The sequence below is a fragment of the Novosphingobium sp. CCH12-A3 genome, from assembly GCF_001556015.1.
GTDB lineage: Bacteria > Pseudomonadota > Alphaproteobacteria > Sphingomonadales > Sphingomonadaceae > Novosphingobium > Novosphingobium subterraneum.
In genome coordinates, this window is record NZ_LSIA01000121.1 from 110,115 (window position 1) to 131,166 (window position 21,052).

Sequence of the window (21,052 nt, forward strand, 5' to 3'; positions counted from 1 at the left end):
CGTGCTCTATGCCCTGACCCCATTGAACAATGGCAAAGTTGCGTTGCCGCGACGTCGCGAATCTGTCGCGTGTCCGTCTGTCGGATGGAAGTGCGGTTTCGCAGATGCGAGTGCGGGATGCTGTAGGAGCAGTACTGCACACCGGAGGCAAAGCAAGCGCCTGTCCGCTCTGTGGTTTTTTGCCACTCGTGATCCCCACCGTGGGAGATGCGTGTTATCGCTGCCTGCATGATCGCACGGGATAATGGTTTTCAGGAAGTCGTCGGCATCGTTGCCGACGCGGACGAAGCAGGCCGGCGCTTGGCCCCGGCGCTGGGCTATAAAGCCTTGCACGCTGGCGACCTTGCAACCCCGCTCGGTGCCGCGTGGGGTGCGGGTCCGGACGCTCGTGCTCGTGAGGTTCTGATCGTCCATCCCGACAAGGCGCGGGGCGCCATCCGCTTGTTGTCCTTTGACGGCGAGCCGCGCGCCCTGATGCGCGACGGCGCGCAGCCATGGGATACGGGCGGCATATTCGACATCAATATCCGCGCCTTGGATGATATCGAGACTCTGCATCATGCCTTGGGCCGGGCCGGACATCGCGCATTTGCGCCGATAACCAACTGGCAATTTGGCGCATTGGCTGTCCGCGAAGTCGTTGAGAATGACGCCGATGGTCTTTGCATTGCCCTGATGCAACGCGTGAGTCCGCCTCTACAGGGGTACGAGGGCGTTGGTGGCAATGCCTCGTGGGTGTTCAACTCCACGCAGGTGGTCACTGATTTCGCGCAGGCGCGCGCGCTTTTCGTTGACCATCTGGGCTGGGTGCCGGTGCAAGAAACCGAAGGCTTCGCTGGCAACGAAGGCGGGATCAATTGCATGGGCCTTCCGCTTTCCCTTGCAGAACAGATCCCGATGCAGATCGGGATCTACCAGGCGCAGGGCCGCATGGAAGGTTCGGTCGAGATCATCAGCTTTGGCTGCAGTGGCCACGACTTCTCGCAAAGCCGTCCGCCGATGCGGGGGTGGGCCGCCCTGCGCTTTCCGGTTTCCGATATCGACGGCTTTGCCAGAGCAATGATAGCCGGTGGGTGCGAGATCGTTGAAGCTGGCCGCGTCGAGTGGGCGCCCTATGGCAGCGCCGAGCTCCTCGCGGCGGTTACGCCCTGGGGAGCCCGGCTCGAAGGTCTTCGGTTAGGCTGAAGGCCGCAGGGTTTCCAGAAACGCGATCGTCTCCGCTTCGCTGACCACGTCGGCATACTTTGCGTTCATGTCGAACAGGTTCGCTTCATGCGGCCCTGCGTGACGATCGCCGCAGGCCTCGGCAACGACGGCGGTCTTGAAGCCATGGCTCATCGCGTCGACACAGCTCGCGCGGACACAGCCCGATGTCGTCAGGCCGGTCAGGATCACGCAGTCAATGCCGGCGGCCGTGAGCGTCGATGCGAGCGAGGTGCCGAAGAATGCGCTCGGATACTGCTTGGAGACGACCAATTCCGTTTCCAGCGGTTCAAGGCCCGGTCCCCAGCCGGCCATCGGATTGCCTTGCGTGAAATTGCGCAGCGGCATGGCCTTTTCGAAGAAGCGACCGCCGTTGAACCCGCTGGGGTGGTAGACAACATTCGTCAGGATAACCGGCACCCCGGCCGCATGCGCGACAGAGCGGATGCGCAGTGCGGATGCCAGCGCTTCATCGACTTCGGCATAGAGGGCGTTGCCCTTTTCAAAATAGGCCTGGCAGAAATCGATCAGCAGCAGTGCCGGCCTTGTCCCGAAACCAACCCGGTTGTCATAGGCCTTCTTGTAGTTGGCCAGCAGGTCTTCTTCGGTGCTCACGCGGCAAACTCCCTGGTGTAGAGCCACGGCTGGCTCTGGCGCTGACGGACCTCGAACGCCTCGATCTCGCCACTGTACTGATTCACGATCTGATCGGTTTCGTCCCACCCGTTCAAAAGGGCAAGACGGCGTTCAGGCGGGATCGAGAACGAGATGGGCGCATGGCCTTCTGCGCTCAACTGCTGACTCTCAAGATCCACGGAAAAGTTTGCGCCTGCCTCTGCCAGATCCATCAGCGCGGCAACCTGTCCTTCGGGCAGGACGATCGGCACAATGCCGTTGCGCATGCAGTTGGACTGGAAAATCTCGCCGAAGCTGGAGGAGATAACGGTCCGGACGCCAAGGCCGAGGAGCGCCCAGACGGCCTGTTCGCGGCTTGAGCCCGACCCAAAATTGGCACCGGCAATGATCACGGGGGCATCGGCAAAGCGCGGATCGTTGAGGACGTAACCTGCGACCTTATGGCCGTCGCTGGCAAAGCGGCGGTCATGGAAGGCATAATCACCGAGGCCCGCCTTCGCCGTGATCAGCAGGAAACGCGCGGGGAAGATGATATCGGTATCGATATTGTCCTCGCGCATGGCTGCGGCGCGGCCCGATACGGTGGTGAAGGGCTGGGCAGGCATCAGGCAAGGCTCCTTGCATCGACGAGATGACCGGTCACGGCAGCGGCAGCAGCCATGGCCGGGCTGACCAGGTGGGTGCGACCACCCGGACCTTGCCGTCCTTCGAAGTTGCGGTTTGACGTGCTGGCACAGCGCTGGCCGGCAGAAAGGCGATCGTCGTTCATCGCCACGCACATCGAGCACCCGGCAAAGCGCCATTCGAACCCGGCCTCGAGGAAAACGCGGTCAAGCCCTTCGGCCTCGGCCTGCGCCCGAGTGGCGGCGCTGCCTGGGACCACGATGGCCTTCACCCCTTGCGCGACCTTGCGTCCCTGCGCAATCGCCGCGGCGCTGCGCAAATCCTCGATCCTGCCGTTGGTGCACGATCCGATGAACACGTGATCGATGGCGATATCGGCAAGGCTCTGTCCCGGAACGAGGCCCATGTAGTCGAGCGCCTTCTCGGTTTCGCGGCGCTCTATGGGATCGGCAATACTCGCAGGATCCGGCACGGCCGAGCCGATCGGCAGGGTCTGGTTCGGGCTGGTGCCCCAGCTGACCTGCGGGGCAATGTCATCAAGATCGAGAGTGACGACCATGTCATAGATTGCGCCATTGTCCGCCGGCAGCGTGCGCCACGATTCAAGCGCGAGCTCCCACATCAAGCCAACAGGGGCCAGACGGCGGCCCTTGATGAAGGCAAATGTCGTCTCGTCCGGAGCGACGAGGCCGATACGGCTGCCGGCTTCGATAGTCATGTTGCACAGCGTCATGCGCTGCGCCATCGACATCGCCGATACGGCAGCGCCGGTATATTCCACGGCATAGCCGACTGCGCCGTGCGCGCCGATCTTCGCGATCAGGGCCAGCGCCACGTCCTTGGCATCGACCCCCGGGCCAAGGCGTCCGACGAGTTCGACTTTCATCGTCCGCGCCCGGGTTTGCGGGAGAACCTGCGCGGCCATGACGGTGCCTTGCTCGCTTGCGCCGATGCCGAACGCCAGTGCACCGAACGCACCGTGGGTGGTGGTGTGGCTGTCACCGCAGACGATCGTCGTGCCCGGCAGGGTGAAGCCCGTCTCTGGCCCGATCACGTGGACGATCCCCTGCTCAGCCCCGTCGAGTGGTGCATAGGGAATGCCGAACTCATGGACGTTGGCTTCAAGTTCGGCGACCTGGCTGCGTGCCAGCGGATCGGCAATTTCGCCCTGTCGCGCGCGGGTCGGCACTGCGTGGTCAGCCACGGCCAGGTGAGTCTCCGGGCGCCGGAGCTTTCGCCCGGCCTCTCGCATGGCGACGAAGGCCTGCGGACTGCTGACCTCGTGCAGGATCTGGCGATCGATGTAGAGCAGCGACGCGCCACCGGGCAGTTCGGCCACGACGTGACTGTCCCAGAGCTTGTCGTAAAGGGTGCGGGGCTTGGTCATGTCCATGCACTATGTGAGGGCACCGCAGCTTTGGCTGCTGCGGGCTGATTTAACCGAAGCGCGAATAGGCGTAATCAGGGCGCGGTGGTTTCAGCAGGCAGGTTGGGCGTCGCTGCCTCGATGTAGGCAGCAATCAACTGGGCAATGCGTTCGGGAACCTCCAGTGGAGGATAGTGACCGACATCCGGCATCGACACCCGGGAAATCTGGGCGTTGGAGAGATACCGGCCGATCGCGTTCAACGCGGATTCCGGCAGCAAGGGATCGGCCGTTCCCCAGAGCAGCAGGACCGGCTTGCGCACCTTTGCCATCTCGATGGTTGCCTGCTTGCCATCGCCGATGCGCGCGATCAGGCCGATCAGGTTCTTTTCCGGTACGCGGCGGTAGAAATCGTAATATTCCTTCTGCGTTTGCGCCGAAATGCGCGCGGGATCGCCTGCGAAGAAGGTCAGGAAGTTGCTCCAGAAGTCCTGATCGCGAAAGCCCGTTTGCTGGGCGCGATCCATCGCTGCCTTGAGCCCCGTGCTGAGCTTGAGATGGCTCGTGTCCACCGGGTCCGAAGGGGTATTCGAAAGGATCAGGCGTTCGATCATGTCTGGCCGGCGCGCGGCCATGTACATGCCCATGGTGCCGCCGCTGGAAACGCCGGCAAACGTCACCTTGCGGACCTGCAGATGGTCGAGCAGGGCAATCGGAACATCTGTGGGAACGAGAGTCTTGAGAGACTCGTCAGTGGGGCCATCGGACAGGCCGTAGCCCGGCAGGTCGAGGCGAATGATGCGGTAGCGCGTCTTCAGCTTGGTGGCGATGACGTCCCAGGTGCGCAAAGAGCTTTCCGAGCCATGCACCATTAGCAAGGCGGGACCCTTGTGCGGACCTTCGTCCTTGTAGTGGATCTTCAGCCCACCCACCGTGAAGAAGCGGCTGTCCTTGTCGGCATAGATCCGGCGGAGTTGGTCGACGGTCAGGTAGGGCTTGGCAGCAGCAGGTTGCGTCGGGGCCGGGGAAGGCTGCGCGACCGCCACTTGCGGCGCGACAAGGCCGACCAGCATGGCGAGCGCGAAGGCCGAACGCCGGCTCGCTCCGGTTATCGACTTAAGCAAAGAATGCTGCAAAATCATGCTTCGGCTGTCCTTCCGGCGATAACGCTTAGGCCATTGGCATAAGCATTCCCATCATGCTCCATGCTATTCTCCTCATTTCAACTCCCGGGGTTTTCGGACAATCTTATCCGCCAAGCGGCTTTTGGCGTATGGCGCTATGGCTGATGCCGGGTCCACGCGGCAGTCAGATCGCATCCAAAGGAGCATCCCAGAGTCATGGCTTTCGATCTCGCGAATCTTCGCCCCGGCAACGTCGAATTTCTTGCGCGCCGTGCGCGTGGTGAAGGACTGCTGATTGGTGGCGAGTGGCGCAAGGCCGAAGGCGGCGCCGATTTTGCCACGCTCGATCCGGCGACCGGTGCCGAGACCGGGCGCATTGCTGCGGCCAGCCCGGCTGATGTCGATGCCGCCGTGGAAGCGGCTCGCGCCGCCTTGGCCGTGTGGAAGGCAACGGTTCCGGTGGAACGGGCCCGCATCCTGTGGAAGGTCGCAGACCTGATCGACGCTCATATCGACGACCTCGCCGAGCTTGAGACACTCGACCAGGGCAAGCCGCTGTTCGTGGGACGGTGGGCGGAGATCCCGGGGGCGGTCAACCAGTTCCGCTTCTTCGCCGGGCAGGCCATGGCCATCGAAGGCCACAGCCTTGAAAGCTCGATCAATTATCAGCCCGCCGGTCGGCAGATGCGCACTTGGACAGTGCGTGAGCCGGTCGGCGTGGTGGCGGCGATCGTGCCGTGGAATTCCCCCCTGGTGCTGACCGCCATGAAACTCGCACCCGCCCTGGCAGCGGGCTGCACCGTCGTGCTCAAGCCGGCCGAGGATACCTCGCTTACCGCCTTGCGCCTTGGCGAACTGATGGTCGAGGCTGGCGTGCCCGCCGGTGTGCTCAACGTCGTTACCGGCCTTGGCGGACAGACCGGCGCAACGCTGGCTGCGCATCCCCATGTCGACAAGATCGCCTTTACCGGATCGACCGCGACGGGACGCGCCGTGCTCGATGCGGCCAAGACGAACTTCAAGCGCGTCACGCTGGAGCTTGGTGGCAAGTCGCCTTCGATCGTTTTCCCCGATGCCGACATGGCCATCACCGTGCCGGGCGTGGCCAATGCGATCTTCTTCAACGGCGGGCAGGTGTGTATCGCCGGTTCGCGGCTCTACGTGCACCGCTCGGTCCACGATCAGGTTGTCGAAGGCGTCGCGGCCTATGCCAAGGGGCTGAAGATCGGCCATGGCCTGCTGCAGGACACGCAGATGGGGCCGGTCGTCTCGGCCCGCCATGCCGAGCGCGTCGAGGGCTTCCTCCAGCGCGCGAAGGGCGAAGGCGCGACGATGCTGACCGGTGGCGAGCGTACCGGCGATGCCGGCACCTTCATTACCCCGACCGTGGTGGTTGACGTGAAGCCCGACATGGAAATCGTGCGCGAAGAAGTGTTCGGACCGGTTCTTGTCGTCCAGTCGTTCGATGACGAGGAAGAGGTCATCGCCGCCGCCAATGCCAGCGATTATGGCCTTGCTGCCAGCGTCTGGACCGAGAGCCTCTCTACCGCGCACCGCATGTCTGCCGACATCCGCGCCGGCACGGTCTGGATCAATTGCCACGCCATGTATGATGCCTCGCTTGCCATTGGCGGGGTGAAGCAATCGGGCTGGGGCCGCGACAGCGGGCGACAGGCGATGGACAACTACCTCGAATGGAAGACGGTCTGCGCCTGCGTCTGACGCCTCACCCTCTCCCCAGAACACCCGGATCCCAGCCATGAACGCCAGCCTCGCCGCAAATTCCACCATGCCCGACGAGGTGCCGACCGGCGTCGTCCTGCGCTATGGCGTGGGCCAGTTGGGCGCGCAGGTGTTCCGCGATACACCAGCGGTGCTGCTGCCGCTGTTCATGACGACCATGCTGGGCGTGCCGGCGTGGCTTGCGGGACTTGTGGTGCTGCTGCCCAAGCTCTGGCTGATCGTCTGCGATCCGTTGGTCGGGGCCTGGTCGGACCGGATGAAGACGGCAATTGGCCGCACGCCCTTTCTGATCGCCGGAGCGGTCGGCACGACGCTGGGCTTCATCGCGCTCTTCACCTTCACTGAATACCCAAGCCCGTATATCGCCGCTGCAGCGATCTGCGCCCTGTTCTTCCTCGCCTCGACTGCGTTCAGCGTCTACTCTGTGCCGTACCTGGCCATTGCAGCAGAGCTTTCCAGCGATCCGCACCAGCGCAACCGCATCATGGTGCTGCGCATGTTCTTCGCAACGCTCGGCGTGCTCGTCGGCGTGGGCCTTGCCCAGCCGGTCATCGAGCATTTCGGCGGCGGCGCTGCCGGTTGGCACGCGATGAGCTGGATCTTCGGCGGGTTGTGCTTCGCTTCGATGCTCACGACGGCAAGCGGACTGCGCCGCGTGCCGCTGATCAATGCCGGCTCAGTGCCCGGATCACTGCTTGACCAGTTGCGCACTGTTGCCGCCAACAAGCCCTATCTCGTTCTCCTTGCCACGACCTTCGTTTCGAACACCGGGCAGGCGGCGAGCTACACCGTCATCGGGTTCGTGTTTCTCTATGTGGTTCAGGCGATCTGGCTGATTCCGATCTTCATCCTGTGCATGTCTGCCACCAGCCTTGCTTCGCAGCCGCTGTGGCTCTGGTTGCCAAGGCGCATTGGCAAACCGCGCGCCTATGTTCTTGCCGCGACCATCTGGGCAGCGGTGACGATCACCTGGCTTTGGGTCGGCAAGGGCGGGGTCGATGTTGCCACGCTACCGGGCGGGCAGCCGGTCAATACCCAGCATCTGCTGATCCTGCTGCGCGCGGTGATCATTGGCGCGTTCAACGGCGGGTTCATCCTGCTTGCCCTGTCGATGATGACCGATACGGTCGACTATCAGCGCCGCATGCAAGGGGTGGCAAACGAAGGCGTCTTTGCCGGGCTGTTTTCCGCCACGGAGAAGCTGGCATTTGCGCTGGGCCCGGTCATCGCCGGGATCGTGATGAGCGCGTTCGGTTTCGTCTCGTCCACTGGTGGTGCCGCCGCGCAGAGCGAAAGCGCGCTTACCGGCATCATCCTGCTTTACAGTGCAATCCCTGCCACCTTGCAGGTGATCGCCCTGTTGATCTTCAGCCGTTATCGCTTGCCTGACGCCTGACAGAAAGGGGGCCGGGCCATGTCTTTCCGGGAGGGTGTGGAACGGCATGGCCCGGTCTGCGCGGCGACGTGTGGTGGGTAGGTCGACCGCGCGAGGGAAGTTCGATCAGAAGCGGAAACGGACGCCCGCGCGATAGATCCGGCCGAGCCCGTCATAGAGCGCGGGGTTGGAGAAGATGTTGGTCTTCGCCGGGGCATTGTCGAACACGTTGTCGACCTTTGCGTAGGCGACGATTTCCTTGGTGATGTTCACGCTGCCGCCGATGTCGAGGTAGAAGGCTCCTGGCAGGAAGTTCTGGTCGATCGTCGGGCGCTGCGAGGTAGAAGCCGGGCAGGTGCCCGCCGAGCAGACCACGTACTGGTTGCCGATCACGCCATCGCTGAACCAGCGCTCCTGCACCAGAAGCGAGAACTTGTCATTCTCGTAGCTCTGGATCAGCAGGAACTTCCAGTCCGGCGTCGCACCGTTGTTGTTGCCTGCTGTATCGACCGGAAGCGTGCCCGGAAGGCCGGTGTCGGTGATGAACTTGATCACGTGCGTGGCAAGGCCGCGGAAGGTGAAGCTGCCGGGCAGGCCCAGCGGCTGCTGCCAGCGGTACGAAGCTTCGATGTCAAACCCGCTGGTGTTGATCGAGGCGAGGTTGAACGCCTGCACGTTGATGAAGTTGGGACCGTTCGTATTGCTCAGGTTGAAGGCGCTGCAGGTGGAGAGCAGCACCTTCTGGAAGCAGAGCTGGACGATATCGTTGGCGCCGAGGCTCGAGATCACGTCCTTGATCTTGATCTGGTACCAGTCGAACGAGACGTTGAGGCCGGGCAGCCAAGAAGGGTTGGCGAGCGCGATTCCGGCCGTGTTGTTGCGGGCAAACTCCGGCGTCAGCGCGGTGTTGCCGATGGTGTTCTGGATCGCCAGCACGTTCGAATTGGTGAACGGATCGAAGAAATTGGGCAGCGTCGTGGTGACGGGCGCTGCGAACAGTTCCGAAAGGTTCGGCGCGCGCACATCGCGCGACATCACACCACGAACGCGCAGCCCGTCGACGGGCAGGTCCCAGGTGCCGCCGACCTTCCACGCCCAGACCGTGCCCGAGGTGCTGTAATCGGTCACGCGGCCAGCGGCGTTGATGTTGAGCTTGCCGGTGCTGTCCGAATTGAGGATCGGCACGTCGACTTCGAGATAGGCTTCCTTGACTGTGTAGGTGCCGTTGCCGTTCTTGTAATTGCCTGCATACCAGTTGTTGCCGCCCTGGATGAGCAGCGGGTCGGCCGGGTAGTCGCCCCCCGCCGGCGTGTTGGCGAAGCCCGCGCCGTAAGGGTCGGCGGTCACGCGGTAATGCTCGCGCCGCCATTCACCGCCGAAGGCAACGGAAAGCGGGCCGGCCCACAGTTCGACCGGCGAGCCCGAGAAGTTGATGCTGGCCACGTCCTGTGTCTGGCGCGTGCGCTGGTAGGGCCCGGCTTCGGGCATTATGTAGTTCCGGGCAGCTTCCGAAGCCTTGTCGCCGAAGATGTTCAGCGGCACGCAGCCATTGGCCCGGGCGACCGGATTGCGGCATACGATCACGCCGTTTTCGAGTACTGCGTCAATCGCGTTGTTGAAGCGGTTGCTGAGCAGGATGTTGTCGACGTCGATGCGGGTGCGATTGACGCCGTGCTCGTAGTAGGTGTCGTAAGTCCACTCGGTGCCGCCGATCTCGGCTGCGCCCTTGGCGCCGATCACCGCGCGCACCTGCTCGCGATCGGTATGCACCTGGGTGTTGCCAAGCGAGGCATTGCTGGTGCCGAAGCGGAAGCTGGTGATCCCGGCGTTGGCGCAGGCAGCGGCGATGCTTCCCGGCAGGAACGGATTGGAGCACTGGATCGTCAGGCCCGGGCGGTTCTGGCCATTGACCGGCTGGTTCTGCGTTTTCACCCGGCCATAGTTGAACGTGGCGTAGACTTCGCTGCCCGGCGTGAACTCGAAACCGACGCGACCATAGCCGTTGTAGCGATCTATCCGAGACTTGAGCGAGCGGCCCGCATCGACGTTGCCGGTCAGGTCACCTCCAAGGCAGAAGCCGGGGAAGCAGCCGCTGATGTTTCCAGCCGCATCCTTGGCAGGAACGCCATTAGAACCGTACTGGAACTGGAACGGATTGCCCGCGGCGTCGAACGCAATGCCCTGCAGCGGACCTGCCGTGATCAGGCCGTACTTGGTGAAGGTGGTCGATTGCGCGAAGTCGCGCACGAGGAACTGCGGCGAACCGTCGTTGAGCACGCCGCGGTTGATCAGCGTGGTCTGCTTGAACCAGTCGCGCCCGTTGGCAAGGCCGATGCCCCATTCGCCGCCGCCGACGCCACCTTCATGCGAGTATTCGACGTTGCCGATCACGCGCAGGCGGTCGTCCGCAAAGGCGGTGCCGAACGCGAGCTGGGCCACGGCCTGCTCATCATCGCCGTAGTTGGTGATGCCGCCCTGTATATTGCCCTTGATGCCCTTGAAACGGGTGTCGGTGACGAAGTTGACCACGCCGCCAACCGCGTCCGAACCATAGGATGCCGAGGCACCACCATTCACCACGTCGACACGCTGCGTGAGAAGCTGCGGGAACAGGCTGATGTCGGGCACGCCCGTCACGTTGGCGCCGACGACGCGCTGGCCGTCGAGCAGGGTAAGCGTCCGGATCGTGCCGACTCCGCGAAGCGAGAAGGAACTCAGTCCCTGCGCGCCGCTTGAGGTGCTGAAGGTGTTGACCTGCGTGCCGCTCGACCCCTGCAGCGAGGGAAGCTGCGAGATAGTGGTGAAGATGTTGGGCTGGGCGTTTGCGGCGATCTGCTCGCTCCCGATCACCGTCGTCGGCGTCGGCGCGGTGAAGCCGCTGGTGTTGATGCGCGACCCGGTCACGATGATCTCTGCCGCGCTGGGCCTGTCGTCAGCTTGATCCGCATCTTCGGCGGCGACGGAAGGCGCAGCCGCGTCCTGGGCGCTGGCCGCGATCGGTGCAAGCGCGGCTATCGCCACGACCCCAAGCGATGCGCCTTGCAGCAGCAGGCGACGACAATCCAGCAAGTTCAACAGCATCCCACTCCTCCACATAGAATTTCGTGTGCTCCGCATCGGATCGTGCGGCGTTTTTCACTGACAAATATGATCGGGAGGGTTTCCGCCGGTAACTGCCGGTCACCGCGCCGACGCTCCTGGAAGCGTCTGCGCTGCGAGTCGGTGGTTAGGCTTTTCCTCCCCGATCCTTGATGTTCCGGGGCTTTACTAAGCGGAATTCCCCGATTAGTGGTAACGTTAACGCATTTTTCTCTAGGTCGCGAATCCTCTCTTGTCCATAGTCTGACAAATTGGCATTGCCTCCGCAGTAGCAGAAATGCCTGCACATGATCGTTCGGCGCCGTCGGCCGAAAAATCGTGTTTTAGGAGATACTTGGTTGCCAGGCTTGAGGATGACCCGAATCCGGTGGACGATCATTGCGCTTTTCGTCGGCGCGATGGTTCTGAACTATCTGGCGCGCTCGGTCCTTGGCGTCGCTGCGCCGGTCGTGCTGGAAGAGCAGGGCATAACCAGCGAACAATATGGCTGGATCACCGGTGCCTTCCAGCTTGGCATCATGCTTCAGCCGTTGGCCGGATATTTCCTCGACAGCGTCGGCCTGCGCGTCGGCTTCGCGATCTGCGCAGCGGCGTGGTCGCTCATCACCATGGCCCACGTCTTCGCCTCCGGCTGGTTGAGCTTCGCGGCCTTGCGCGGGCTGCTGGGCCTTGCCGAAGGATCGGCGCAGCCGGCAGGGCAGAAACTCGTCGCCACCTGGTTTCCGGCGCGTGAGCGGGGTACGGCCGGCGGCATCTACAACATCGGTGCATCGTTCGGCGCCGTCTTGGCCCCGCCGCTGGTGGCGTGGGCCGTGCTGGCTTACTCCTGGCGTGCGGCTTTCGTGGTGGCCGGCGGCTTCGGGCTGCTGTGGGTCATGCTGTGGCTGTTCTGGTATCAGAGTCCCGACCGGCACCGTCACATCGCAGAGAATGAGCGGGAACTGATCGCCAGCGGGCAGGAAGCACATCTCGCCGCCACCGAGCGACGCCCCTCGATCCTGCAGATCCTGCGCCGCCGCAACCTCTGGGGCATCGCCCTGCCGCGGCTGCTGGCTGATCCTGTCTGGGGCATGCTGTCATTTTGGATGCCGCTTTACCTTGCGCGGGTTCACCGTTTCGACCTGACGCAGATCGCCATCTTTGCCTGGCTGCCATTCCTTGCCGCCGACCTTGGCTGCCTGTTCGGCCCGGCGGTGGCGTCAGCGCTCAACCGGCGCGGCGTCGACCTTGTCGATGCGCGGCGTTTCTCTTTTACGCTGGGCGCAGTGATGATGACCGGCATGGCCTTCGTCGGCATGGTCAGCAGCCCTTACGTTGCCATTGCGCTGCTCTGCCTTGGCGGATTTGCCCACCAGACGCTGTCGGTCACTGTCATCACCATGGCGTCTGACCTGTTCCGCCGCAACGAAGTGGCCACCGCCGCCAGCCTGGCGGGCCTTGCCGCCAATCTCGGCGTTCTGATCTTCTCGCTCCTGCTTGGCGGGCTGGTCGACCGCGTCGGCTATGAACCCTTTTTCATCGTTCTGGGCTTGCTCGACCTTTTCGGCGCGGCCCTCCTCTGGACCCTGGTGCGAAAGCCCGCATGACCCATTTCGCCAATCCTGTTCTCCGTGGCTTCAACCCCGATCCTTCGATCGCCAGGGTAGGCGACGACTTCTACATCGCGACGTCGACCTTCGAATGGTATCCGGGAGTGCAAATCCACCACAGCCGCGATCTTGTTCATTGGAGAACCGCGGCACGCCCGTTGCACCGGCCCAGCCAGCTCGACATGCGCGGCGATCCCGATTCCTGCGGTGTTTGGGCGCCCGACCTCACTCATGCGCATGGCCGGTTTTGGCTGATGTTCACCGATGTGAAGCGCTATGGACAGACCACCGTCAGCGGTGCCACCGGCGCGTCCCTACGAGACTTTCACAACTATCTCGTCACCGCGAGAGAGATCGATGGCGAGTGGTCCGATCCGGTTCACCTCAACAGCAGCGGGTTTGATCCCTCATTGTTTCACGATGACGACGGGCGGACGTGGCTGGTGAACCTGCTGTGGGACCATCGCCCCGGCCGCAGCCGGTTCGGCGGCATCATGGTGCAGGAGCTCGATCGCCAGACGATGCGCCTTGTTGGCAAGCGCCGTCTTGTCTTTGGGGGAACCGAGCGCGGCTTTACAGAGGCCCCCCACATCTACAAGCGCAATGGCTGGTATTACATCCTCGTGGCCGAGGGCGGTACGGGCTGGGACCATGCTGTGGTCATGGCCCGGTCGCGTGATCTGTTCGGGCCCTACGAAGTCCATCCCGATGGTGCCGTGCTGACCTCGGCCGGGCGCCGGGAGGGTAATCTGACGCGTGCCGGTCATGGCGATCTTATCGATCTGCCAGATGGCAGCACCTGGATCGCCTATCTCTGCGGTCGCCCCTTGCCGGGTCACGAACGCTGCGTTCTCGGGCGTGAAACCGCGGTCCAGCCGATGGTTTGGGGCGACGATGGCTGGCTGCGGACCGTCGCGGGCGACGGCGCGCCCGACCCGGCACCGCCGCTCCCGCCGTTGCAGGCCGCCCCCGAGATCGCCGATGCAGACTGGGATGGCACCTTTGAGGCAGGGTGCCTGCCGCTGCCTCTGCAATGGCTCCGGACTCCCCGGCCTGAGCGCCTGTTCAGCCTTTCGGCGCGACCGGGCTGGCTGCGGCTCTATGGTCGAGAGACGGTAGGCAGCTTCTTCGAGCAGGCGCTCGTCGCGCGCCGGCAGGAGCATTTCGCGTACGAAGCCAGCACGATGCTCGAGTTCGATCCACAGGATTTCCAGCAGTCCGCCGGACTCATCTGCTATTACAACAGCACAAAGTTTCACTACCTCAACGTTACCGTCGAAGGGGAGCGCCGCCAGTTGCAGGTGCTTTCCGCAGTGCCAAACGAGGAGACGGCTGCCTATGTCGTCGCCGAAGAGCTGCCCGATGGTCCGATCGAGCTGCGGGTCGAGGTTTCGGGGCCTGATCTTCGCTTCAGCTGGCGTTGCGGAGATGACGGGTGGATCGAGTGGCCGCATGTACTGGATGCCAGCGTGCTGTCGGACGAAGTATCGCTGCCAGGCCTGCCCAACTTCACCGGAACGTTTGTCGGCGTTGCTGCGCAGGATTTGTCGGGTGACGGCGCCCATGCCGACTTCCACTTCCTGCGATACCGCGGGAACGACCTTTCCTGACCAAGGCATTTGCCAGGTATCGTTATTGCCAATCTGTGTTAACGTACAACCACGTTCGAACAAGGATATGTCTGATTTAATATGAAGCAGGGCAGGGGCCGGGGCCAGGACCAGAGTGGCGATAGCGAACGCCAGCAGCGCGGCGCCACCGTGATCGATGTGGCCGCACGCGCCGGTGTCTCGGCGATGACCGTGTCGCGCGTCATCAACGGGCAGGGCAGGGTAAAGGCCGAAACGCGCGAGGCGGTGGAGAGAGCGATCGCTGAACTCGCCTATGTTCCAAATGTTGCCGCCCGCAGCCTCGTCAGGTCGACAGAACTGCGCATCGGCGTAGTCTATTCCAACCCCAGTGCCACTTTCATGAGCGATTTCCTGACAGGGGTTTATGAGGAGGCATCGGCGCGGGGGGCGCGGCTTATCCTGGTCAAAGGCGAGGGCGGCCAACCGCCATCCGAGGAATCGCTGCGCGAACTGGTCCGGTCTGGCGTGCTTGGTGTGCTGGTTACCCCTCCGCTGGGGGAATCGCCCCGCGTCTTGCGCATCCTTGGTGAGGCAGGACTGCCTATCGCCGCGGTGGGTGCCTATGGCACGACCGGCGTGATCCGCGTTCGCATTGACGACCGCAAGGCCGCCTGTGAAATCACGCGTCTGCTGATCGGCCTCGGCCATCGCCGCATCGGCTTCATCCTCGGCAACCCTGACCAGTCGGCCAGCGCCGAGCGCATGGCCGGATTTCACGACGCGGTGCGCGAGGTCGACGGCGTGGAAACGATGGTGGTCGCAGGCGACTACCGGTACGAATCCGGTCTCATCGCCGGCGAACAATTGCTAGGAAGCGACAACCCGCCCACCGCCATCTTCGCCAGCAACGACGAGATGGCTGCCGCTGTCGTTTCGGTGGCGCACCGCCGCCAATTGCACGTGCCGGATGAACTCACCGTCGTCGGCTTCGACGATACCACCGCCGCTGTCATGCTGTGGCCGCCGCTCACCACCGTGCATCAGCCCGTCCATCGCCTCGCCAAGGAGGCGCTGGGCCTGCTGGTACAGAAGATTGCGTCAGGCGGGGAGAGGGCCGCCGAGGGGCGCGACGTCATTCTCGATCACGAGATCATCGTTCGCCAATCGAGCGCCCCACCAGCCTAGCGCCGGTTCAGCCCGCGGATCAGTGCGTTTGGCAGAAACGCATTGTCCCATTCCGCGCTGCCGTCCTTGGGTGCAGGAGGCGTCGGCCCCACTCGCAGGGTGATCAGCCGATACTTCGGACTGATCGCCACGATCTGGTTCGAGTTGCCATCGAACAGGTACAGCTCAGGATCAAGATAGGGTTCGGAATGAAGCACCTGTGGCCCCAATGTCCCCGGAGCGCCAAAGCCACGACGCTGGTGGTAGGGTTCACCGATCCAGATGCCGAGGCCGAAGTTGGGATTCTGGACCGTGCCCTTGCGCATTTCGGCAACATAACCCTTTCGTAGCAGGCGCTTGTTTTGCCACTTGCCATCGTCGAGCAGAAGCACGGCCAGGCGCAGGTAGGTGTCGGCCGGCAGATAGGTGCAGCAGCCGGAATGGGCGAGGCCGCCGGGTTTGCCGACCCATATCCTGCCACCTTGCGCGCCCAGGGGGCGTAGCACTTCGCGGCTGAGGAAATCGCCATAGCGCTGCCCGGTCGCGCCTTCGATCACCATCGCAATCAGGTCGCTTGGCGCATTGGCATAGGAATAGCGCGTGCCCGGCTCATACGGCATCGGGTAGCTCTCGATGATCCGCTGGCCAAAATCGGTGTCGAGCAGGGCGGAGTTGTAGGGATGCGCAGGGTCGGTGCTGAAGCCTTGGTCGAGCATGCCTGAACGCATGTCGAGCAGGTAGCGGATGGTGATTTTCGCTTTCGGCGTACCTTTTGCCGAAGGTATGAAATCGGCAATGGACTGGTCGAGCGAGCGTATTCTTCCCAAGGCAATGGCACGGCCGACCGCAATGGCGGTCAGCGGTTTTGACAGCGACTTTGATACCAACGGCGTCCGGGCATCCACGCCCTTGCCGTACCATTCGCTCTCTATCCGGCCATCGCGCCAAACGATGAAGGCGCTGCTGTTCATCGCCTGCGCATAGGCCCGCGCCCGCTCGAGAGCTTCGGGCGCAATGCCGCTCTGCTTCGCGTTTGCCTTTGCCAACGGCTGCCAGTGGCTGGTCCCGGCGAGGGGTTCCATCGGGGCATAGGGAAAGTTGCCCGGGTCCTTGATGAATGTAGCAAGCCGCTCATCGAAGATTGCGCGCGGGTTTGACCAGTCAGGCTGTGCCACTGCATTTGTGCACGTAATGGCGAGGAAGAGAGCGGTTTGCGCAGTGCGCAGCGCAATACGAGTTGGTTTCATGGCCATTCCCCAATTTGCGGCCTGGTCCTTGGCGTTTCTGCGCCAGTGGCCGCGCCTGCAGTTCTCCGATTTTCTGCGCGAATGTGCGCGATCTCCATCGCTTGCCCCGCTTTATCACCGCAAGGCGGATAGTTTGCTGGCTTTCGCAACCTCTCGAAGCGGCCCGGTCCATACCCCGTACCAGAAGTTAGATTGGAGTCCGCTGGATATGACAGGGGTTGAACGGTGCCAGGTGGCGATTGTCGGAGCTGGTCCCGTCGGGACGGTTCTGGCCACGCTGCTGGCCCAGGCGGGGGTTGATGTGGTCGTGCTCGAATCGGGCGAGGACTGCGCGCAGGATTTGCGCGCATCCACGTTCCACCCGCCGACGCTCGAAATGCTCGATACCATCGGCATTACGCCGATGTTGCTGGAAAAGGGCCTGAAGGCGCCCGTCTATCACTGGCGTGATCGCACCACTGGCGAAGTGATCGATTTCGACCTCAGCGAGATCGACGACGTGACCCGCTATCCCTTCCGCATCCAGTGCGAACAGTATCATTTGTCTCGCGCGCTGGCTGGCGGTCTGGAAAAGTACTCTAACGCCAAGATGCACTTCAGCACGCGCCTGCTGACATTCAAGCAGGACGAAAGCGGCGTCGATCTGTGGGCCGAAACGCCCTACGGCATCAATCGCCTGCGTGCCGATTATCTGGTCGGCGCCGATGGTGCCAACTCGATCGTGCGCAAATGGCTTGGGATCGAGTTCGACGGGTTTACCTATCCCGAACGCTTCCTGTGCCTCTCGACCGACCTTGAACTGGCCGATCACCTGCCGAACCTTGCGCTGGTGAACTACGTGTCGGATCCGAAGGAGTGGCTGGTGCTGCTGCGCGTGCCTTCGCTCTGGCGTGTGCTGGTTCCAACCGATGGCTCGCTCAGCGACGAAGAGCTGCGTTCCGACAGGATCAAGAACGGCATCTTTGACCGCCTCGTCGGTGATGGCGCCGCGGTGAAGACAGAGCATCGCACACTGTACCGTGTCCACCAGCGCGTGGCCAAGTCGTTCCGCGAGGGCCGCGTCATGCTGGTCGGCGATGCCGCGCACCTCAACAATCCGCTTGGCGGCTTCGGCATGAACTCGGGCGTCCACGATGCCTTCAACCTGTTCGAGAAGCTCGAGCCGGTGCTGAAGGGCAAGGCGGCGATGGAGCCAAGCCTTGCGCTCTACGATCGCCAACGCCGCGAGGTGACGCACAGCTTCACCCAGATGCAGACCAAGGAAAACATGGCCTTCATCAAGGGCGGACAGGACGGAGCGCACGAAGCGCGCCGTGCCAAGATGCTGGAAATCAAGAACAACGACGAAACCCGCCGCAACTATCTGATGCGGCAAGCCATGTTCGATAGCCTCGCCCAGGCGGCTGCGATCGTATGATGCGAAGCAGCGTTGCGGTGGTGGGACTGCGGCGCGGCTTTTTCCGGAGACAAATCCAATGGTTGACGTCCAGGGTTACCGCGCCTGTCTCGGCGTGATTGCCCCTTCCACCAACACCACCGTCCAGCCCGATATGGAGCGCATGCGCCCCGCCGGCGTGACCAACCACTTCTCGCGCATTTTCGTGGAAGACCCGGTTGCCCTCTCAAACGAGGATTTCATTGCCGGCACGACGGCGATTGCCGAAAACACGATGGATGCGGTGCGCTCGGCGATGACGCTGCGTCCCGAGTATCTGGTGCTCGGCATGTCGGCGATCACGTTCTACGGCGGGGTCGAAGGTGGCAAGAAGTTCAAGGCCGAGGTTGAGGAACTCGCCGGCGTCGGCGCATCGACCGGATCGGAATCGGTGGCGGCAGCGCTTCATGCCTACGGCAACGTCAAGACCGTCAGCTTTGTCTCGCCCTATTACCCCGTCGCCAACGCTGAGGTACGCCGTTTCCTTGAGGAATCCGGCTTTTCGGTGGTGCGCGACGTGCCCCTGCAGTGCAAGCGGTGGACCGACATCGCCAAGGTAACGCCGCAGCGTTTGCGTGAAGTGATCGACCATCTCAACGGTAGCGATGTCGATGCAATCGTGCAGGTCGGCACCAACCTTTCGATGGTCAGCCTTGCTGCCGAATACGAGCTCAAGCTGGACAAGCCGGTGATCGCGATCAACACCGCAACGTATTGGCATGCGTTGCGTACGCTCGGCATTACCGACCGGATCGAAGGCCTCGGAAGACTCCTCTCCGAGTTCTGAGGCCACGGGTGCGCGCGCGGTTCTCCCTCTGCAGACGCGCACCCTCAACGCCTTTGGCGGTTGACCTTCACCGAGGCTGGCCGCCGCTGCGCGTCCAGTGCGATCACGAGTTCCGCCCGAGCCGGCATTTCATCGAGAATGTGCCGTGTGATCCGTTCGTAGTACATCACGAAACGGTCGATCGCGTTTCGGTCCATCAAGCCTGAAACGTCACGGCCTTCGCTGGCCAGAGCGCGGCGCAGGGTCTCCTCCTGCTCCAGACGCCACTCGGCCACGACCTCGAAGCCGGGGGCCTGCAGCAGCACCAGCATGTCGAACTTCGAGAAGAACGCCTGATACTGTCCAGCGAGGCAGTCGTTCACGTGGCTCCGCCAGACCGCATCCGGGTCTTCGTCCCGTTCCAGCGCGTTGATGGGAGCGCTGAGCAGGCCGACTTCCTGCGGCCGCGCCCCGATGCACCAGCCTTCGAACAGGACGATATCGACGGGGGTGTCTACCATCCGCCAGTCCTCGTGCGGAACCTGGTCGTCCTTCGCCTTGTCAAAAGCCGGCAAGGCCAGGGATCCCGTCCCGCCAAGCGCATCGAGAATGCGGATGCCTGCTGCAATGTCATGCGTGCCCGGAACGCCCCGCACCGCAAAGAGCGGATGGACCATCTCAGCCAGTCGCTGCCGGCCGGCCTTGGGCAGATAGAGATCATCGAGCGACAGCGTTACCGTTTGTAGGCCGTCTTGCTCCATGCGCTCGGCCAGCAGGCGAGTGGTCCACGTTTTGCCGCAACCTTGCGCTCCGCAGATGCCGACCGCGAAGGGACCTTTGCGGTCTTGCGAAAGTCGATCAAGGATCGCTTCTGCCAGAATCTCGACGGTGCTTGTCATGCGGTGTCCTCAAGATGGACACCGATTATCAGGCGCGCCCAACAGCGCCGCAACCTAGAACCGCAGGATCGGCTTTACCACGCGTCCCGATTCTGCAGCCGCAAACGCCTCGGATATTTCGTCGAACCTGAACCATTCGACGAGGCGGTCGAACGGGAAGCGACCTGCGCGGTGGTATTCGATGAGTTCAGGGATGAAGGTTTGGGGATCGGCGCTGCCTTCGACAACGCCGCGGATCACGCGGCCCGCGCTCATGACGTGGGTGGTGTCGGCCCGCACTTCTGTGCCGGGGGCATAGGCGCCGACCAGCGCGATTTCGCCTCGCGGCGCGAGGGCAAGGATCGCAGCGTTCACCAGCGAGGCAATGCCCGTGGTATCGATGATATAGTCGAACCCTGCCGGACAGCCCGCTTCCGCCGCCAGCGCCGTGAAGTCATCACCGCTCCGCAAGACGTGGGTCGCGCCCAGTTCAATGGCGAGGTCCAGCCGCGCTGGATTGACGTCTATCGCCGCAATCGTTCCTGCGCCGGCGATGCCCGCTGCCATGACCGCAGACAGGCCAACCGCGCCCACTCCGATCACCGCGACGCTGGATCCTGCGCGCACGCGGCAGGCGTTGAGCACCGCGCCCGCGCCGGTCTGGATGCCGCAGCCCAAGGGGCCGAGCAGCTCGATCGGCAGATCCTCGGACACCTTCACCGCATTGCGCCGGTTGACCACGGCATGCGTTGCGAATGATGATTGGCCGAAGACATGGCTATGCACCGGTGCGCCACCTGCGTCGGTCAGCGCGGTAGAGCCATCGGTGCGCGCACCGAAGAAATTCAGCGGTACCCATGAATGGCAATAGGCGGGCGCCTTCTCGTCGCAGCTGGGGCAATCGCTGCAGAACATGAAGCTCAGCACGACATGATCGCCCACCATGAGATCGGACACGTCGCTGCCCACCGCCCGGACGACGCCCGAACCCTCATGACCCAGCACCACGGGAAGCGGCACTGGCAGGTGCCCGTCGCGCATAACCATATCCGTATGACAGATGCCTACGCCGCGCATTTCGACGAGCACTTCGTCGGCGCGCGGAGCGTCAATGGTGACAGTCTCGATCCTTGGCGCTGCGCCCGCAGTGCGCAGGACTGCGGCGTTGCCGGTGGTCATGTCGGATTTCCTGTGAATGGCAAAAGCGATGGAGGCGAAGCCCTGTCCACGGT

General features: G+C 63.1%; 16 protein-coding genes. 8 read left to right on the plus strand and 8 right to left on the minus strand.

Going from position 1 to position 21,052, the window contains the following annotated elements; genetic code table 11:
- The first annotated feature begins 207 nt into the window (after positions 1–207).
- Positions 208–1,185, plus strand: a complete 978-nt coding sequence (locus AX703_RS09760; RefSeq protein WP_062343814.1) for a hypothetical protein — start codon at positions 208–210, stop codon at positions 1,183–1,185.
- Here AX703_RS09760 and AX703_RS09765 read toward each other — a convergent pair.
- The 4 genes from AX703_RS09765 to AX703_RS09780 form a co-directional block, all read right to left on the minus strand.
- Entirely contained in the window at positions 1,177–1,818 is a 642-nt protein-coding gene (locus AX703_RS09765; RefSeq protein ID WP_062343815.1) for an isochorismatase family protein, read from the minus strand. The genes AX703_RS09760 and AX703_RS09765 overlap by 9 nt on opposite strands.
- Complete coding sequence (leuD, locus tag AX703_RS09770) at positions 1,815–2,444, minus strand: 3-isopropylmalate dehydratase small subunit (RefSeq protein WP_062343816.1); 630 nt, start codon at positions 2,442–2,444, stop codon at positions 1,815–1,817. The genes AX703_RS09765 and leuD overlap by 4 nt, the downstream gene beginning before the upstream one ends.
- Positions 2,444–3,850, minus strand: coding sequence for a 3-isopropylmalate dehydratase large subunit (gene leuC / locus AX703_RS09775; RefSeq protein WP_062343881.1), 1,407 nt, complete (start codon positions 3,848–3,850; stop codon positions 2,444–2,446). The genes leuD and leuC overlap by 1 nt, the downstream gene beginning before the upstream one ends.
- 74 nt (positions 3,851–3,924) lie before the next feature.
- Entirely contained in the window at positions 3,925–4,971 is a 1,047-nt protein-coding gene (locus tag AX703_RS09780) for an alpha/beta fold hydrolase (RefSeq protein WP_062343817.1), read from the minus strand.
- A 198-nt stretch (positions 4,972–5,169) separates the two neighbouring features.
- Between AX703_RS09780 and AX703_RS09785 the strand changes: the two genes are divergently transcribed.
- Both AX703_RS09785 and AX703_RS09790 read left to right on the plus strand, forming a co-directional pair.
- On the plus strand, positions 5,170–6,675 hold the full coding sequence (locus AX703_RS09785; RefSeq protein ID WP_062343818.1) for an aldehyde dehydrogenase: 1,506 nt from the start codon (positions 5,170–5,172) through the stop codon (positions 6,673–6,675).
- A 37-nt stretch (positions 6,676–6,712) separates the two neighbouring features.
- Positions 6,713–8,092, plus strand: coding sequence for an MFS transporter (locus tag AX703_RS09790; protein WP_062343819.1), 1,380 nt, complete (start codon positions 6,713–6,715; stop codon positions 8,090–8,092).
- Positions 8,093–8,197: 105 nt separating this feature from the next.
- Here the strand turns inward: AX703_RS09790 and AX703_RS09795 are convergent, their stop codons facing one another.
- Complete coding sequence (locus AX703_RS09795; RefSeq protein WP_062343820.1) at positions 8,198–11,152, minus strand: TonB-dependent siderophore receptor; 2,955 nt, start codon at positions 11,150–11,152, stop codon at positions 8,198–8,200.
- Between the two features lie 371 nt (positions 11,153–11,523).
- Between AX703_RS09795 and AX703_RS09800 the strand changes: the two genes are divergently transcribed.
- The 3 genes from AX703_RS09800 (at position 11,524) to AX703_RS09810 (ending at position 15,515) form a co-directional block, all read left to right on the plus strand.
- Positions 11,524–12,756, plus strand: a complete 1,233-nt coding sequence (locus AX703_RS09800; protein WP_156452003.1) for an MFS transporter — start codon at positions 11,524–11,526, stop codon at positions 12,754–12,756.
- Positions 12,753–14,369: a glycoside hydrolase family 43 protein gene (locus AX703_RS09805; RefSeq protein ID WP_062343822.1), complete on the plus strand. Its 1,617-nt coding sequence runs from the start codon at positions 12,753–12,755 to the stop codon at positions 14,367–14,369. The genes AX703_RS09800 and AX703_RS09805 overlap by 4 nt, the downstream gene beginning before the upstream one ends.
- A gap of 81 nt (positions 14,370–14,450) precedes the next feature.
- Positions 14,451–15,515 carry a LacI family DNA-binding transcriptional regulator gene (locus AX703_RS09810; RefSeq protein WP_082734517.1) on the plus strand — a complete coding sequence of 355 codons (1,065 nt, stop codon included), beginning with the start codon at positions 14,451–14,453 and terminating at the stop codon, positions 15,513–15,515.
- Here AX703_RS09810 and AX703_RS09815 read toward each other — a convergent pair.
- On the minus strand, positions 15,512–16,741 hold the full coding sequence (locus tag AX703_RS09815; RefSeq protein WP_197423667.1) for a serine hydrolase: 1,230 nt from the start codon (positions 16,739–16,741) through the stop codon (positions 15,512–15,514). The genes AX703_RS09810 and AX703_RS09815 overlap by 4 nt on opposite strands.
- 208 nt (positions 16,742–16,949) lie before the next feature.
- Between AX703_RS09815 and AX703_RS09820 the strand changes: the two genes are divergently transcribed.
- Together AX703_RS09820 and AX703_RS09825 are read left to right on the plus strand one after the other, a co-directional pair.
- Positions 16,950–18,158: an NAD(P)/FAD-dependent oxidoreductase gene (locus tag AX703_RS09820; RefSeq protein WP_062343883.1), complete on the plus strand. Its 1,209-nt coding sequence runs from the start codon at positions 16,950–16,952 to the stop codon at positions 18,156–18,158.
- 58 nt (positions 18,159–18,216) lie between these two features.
- Positions 18,217–18,963: an arylmalonate decarboxylase gene (locus AX703_RS09825; RefSeq protein WP_062343824.1), complete on the plus strand. Its 747-nt coding sequence runs from the start codon at positions 18,217–18,219 to the stop codon at positions 18,961–18,963.
- A 44-nt stretch (positions 18,964–19,007) separates the two neighbouring features.
- Here the strand turns inward: AX703_RS09825 and AX703_RS09830 are convergent, their stop codons facing one another.
- Together AX703_RS09830 and AX703_RS09835 are read right to left on the minus strand one after the other, a co-directional pair.
- Positions 19,008–19,841, minus strand: a complete 834-nt coding sequence (locus tag AX703_RS09830) for a hypothetical protein (protein ID WP_062343825.1) — start codon at positions 19,839–19,841, stop codon at positions 19,008–19,010.
- Between the two features lie 54 nt (positions 19,842–19,895).
- Entirely contained in the window at positions 19,896–20,999 is a 1,104-nt protein-coding gene (locus AX703_RS09835; protein WP_062343826.1) for an NAD(P)-dependent alcohol dehydrogenase, read from the minus strand.
- Positions 21,000–21,052 lie beyond the last annotated feature (53 nt).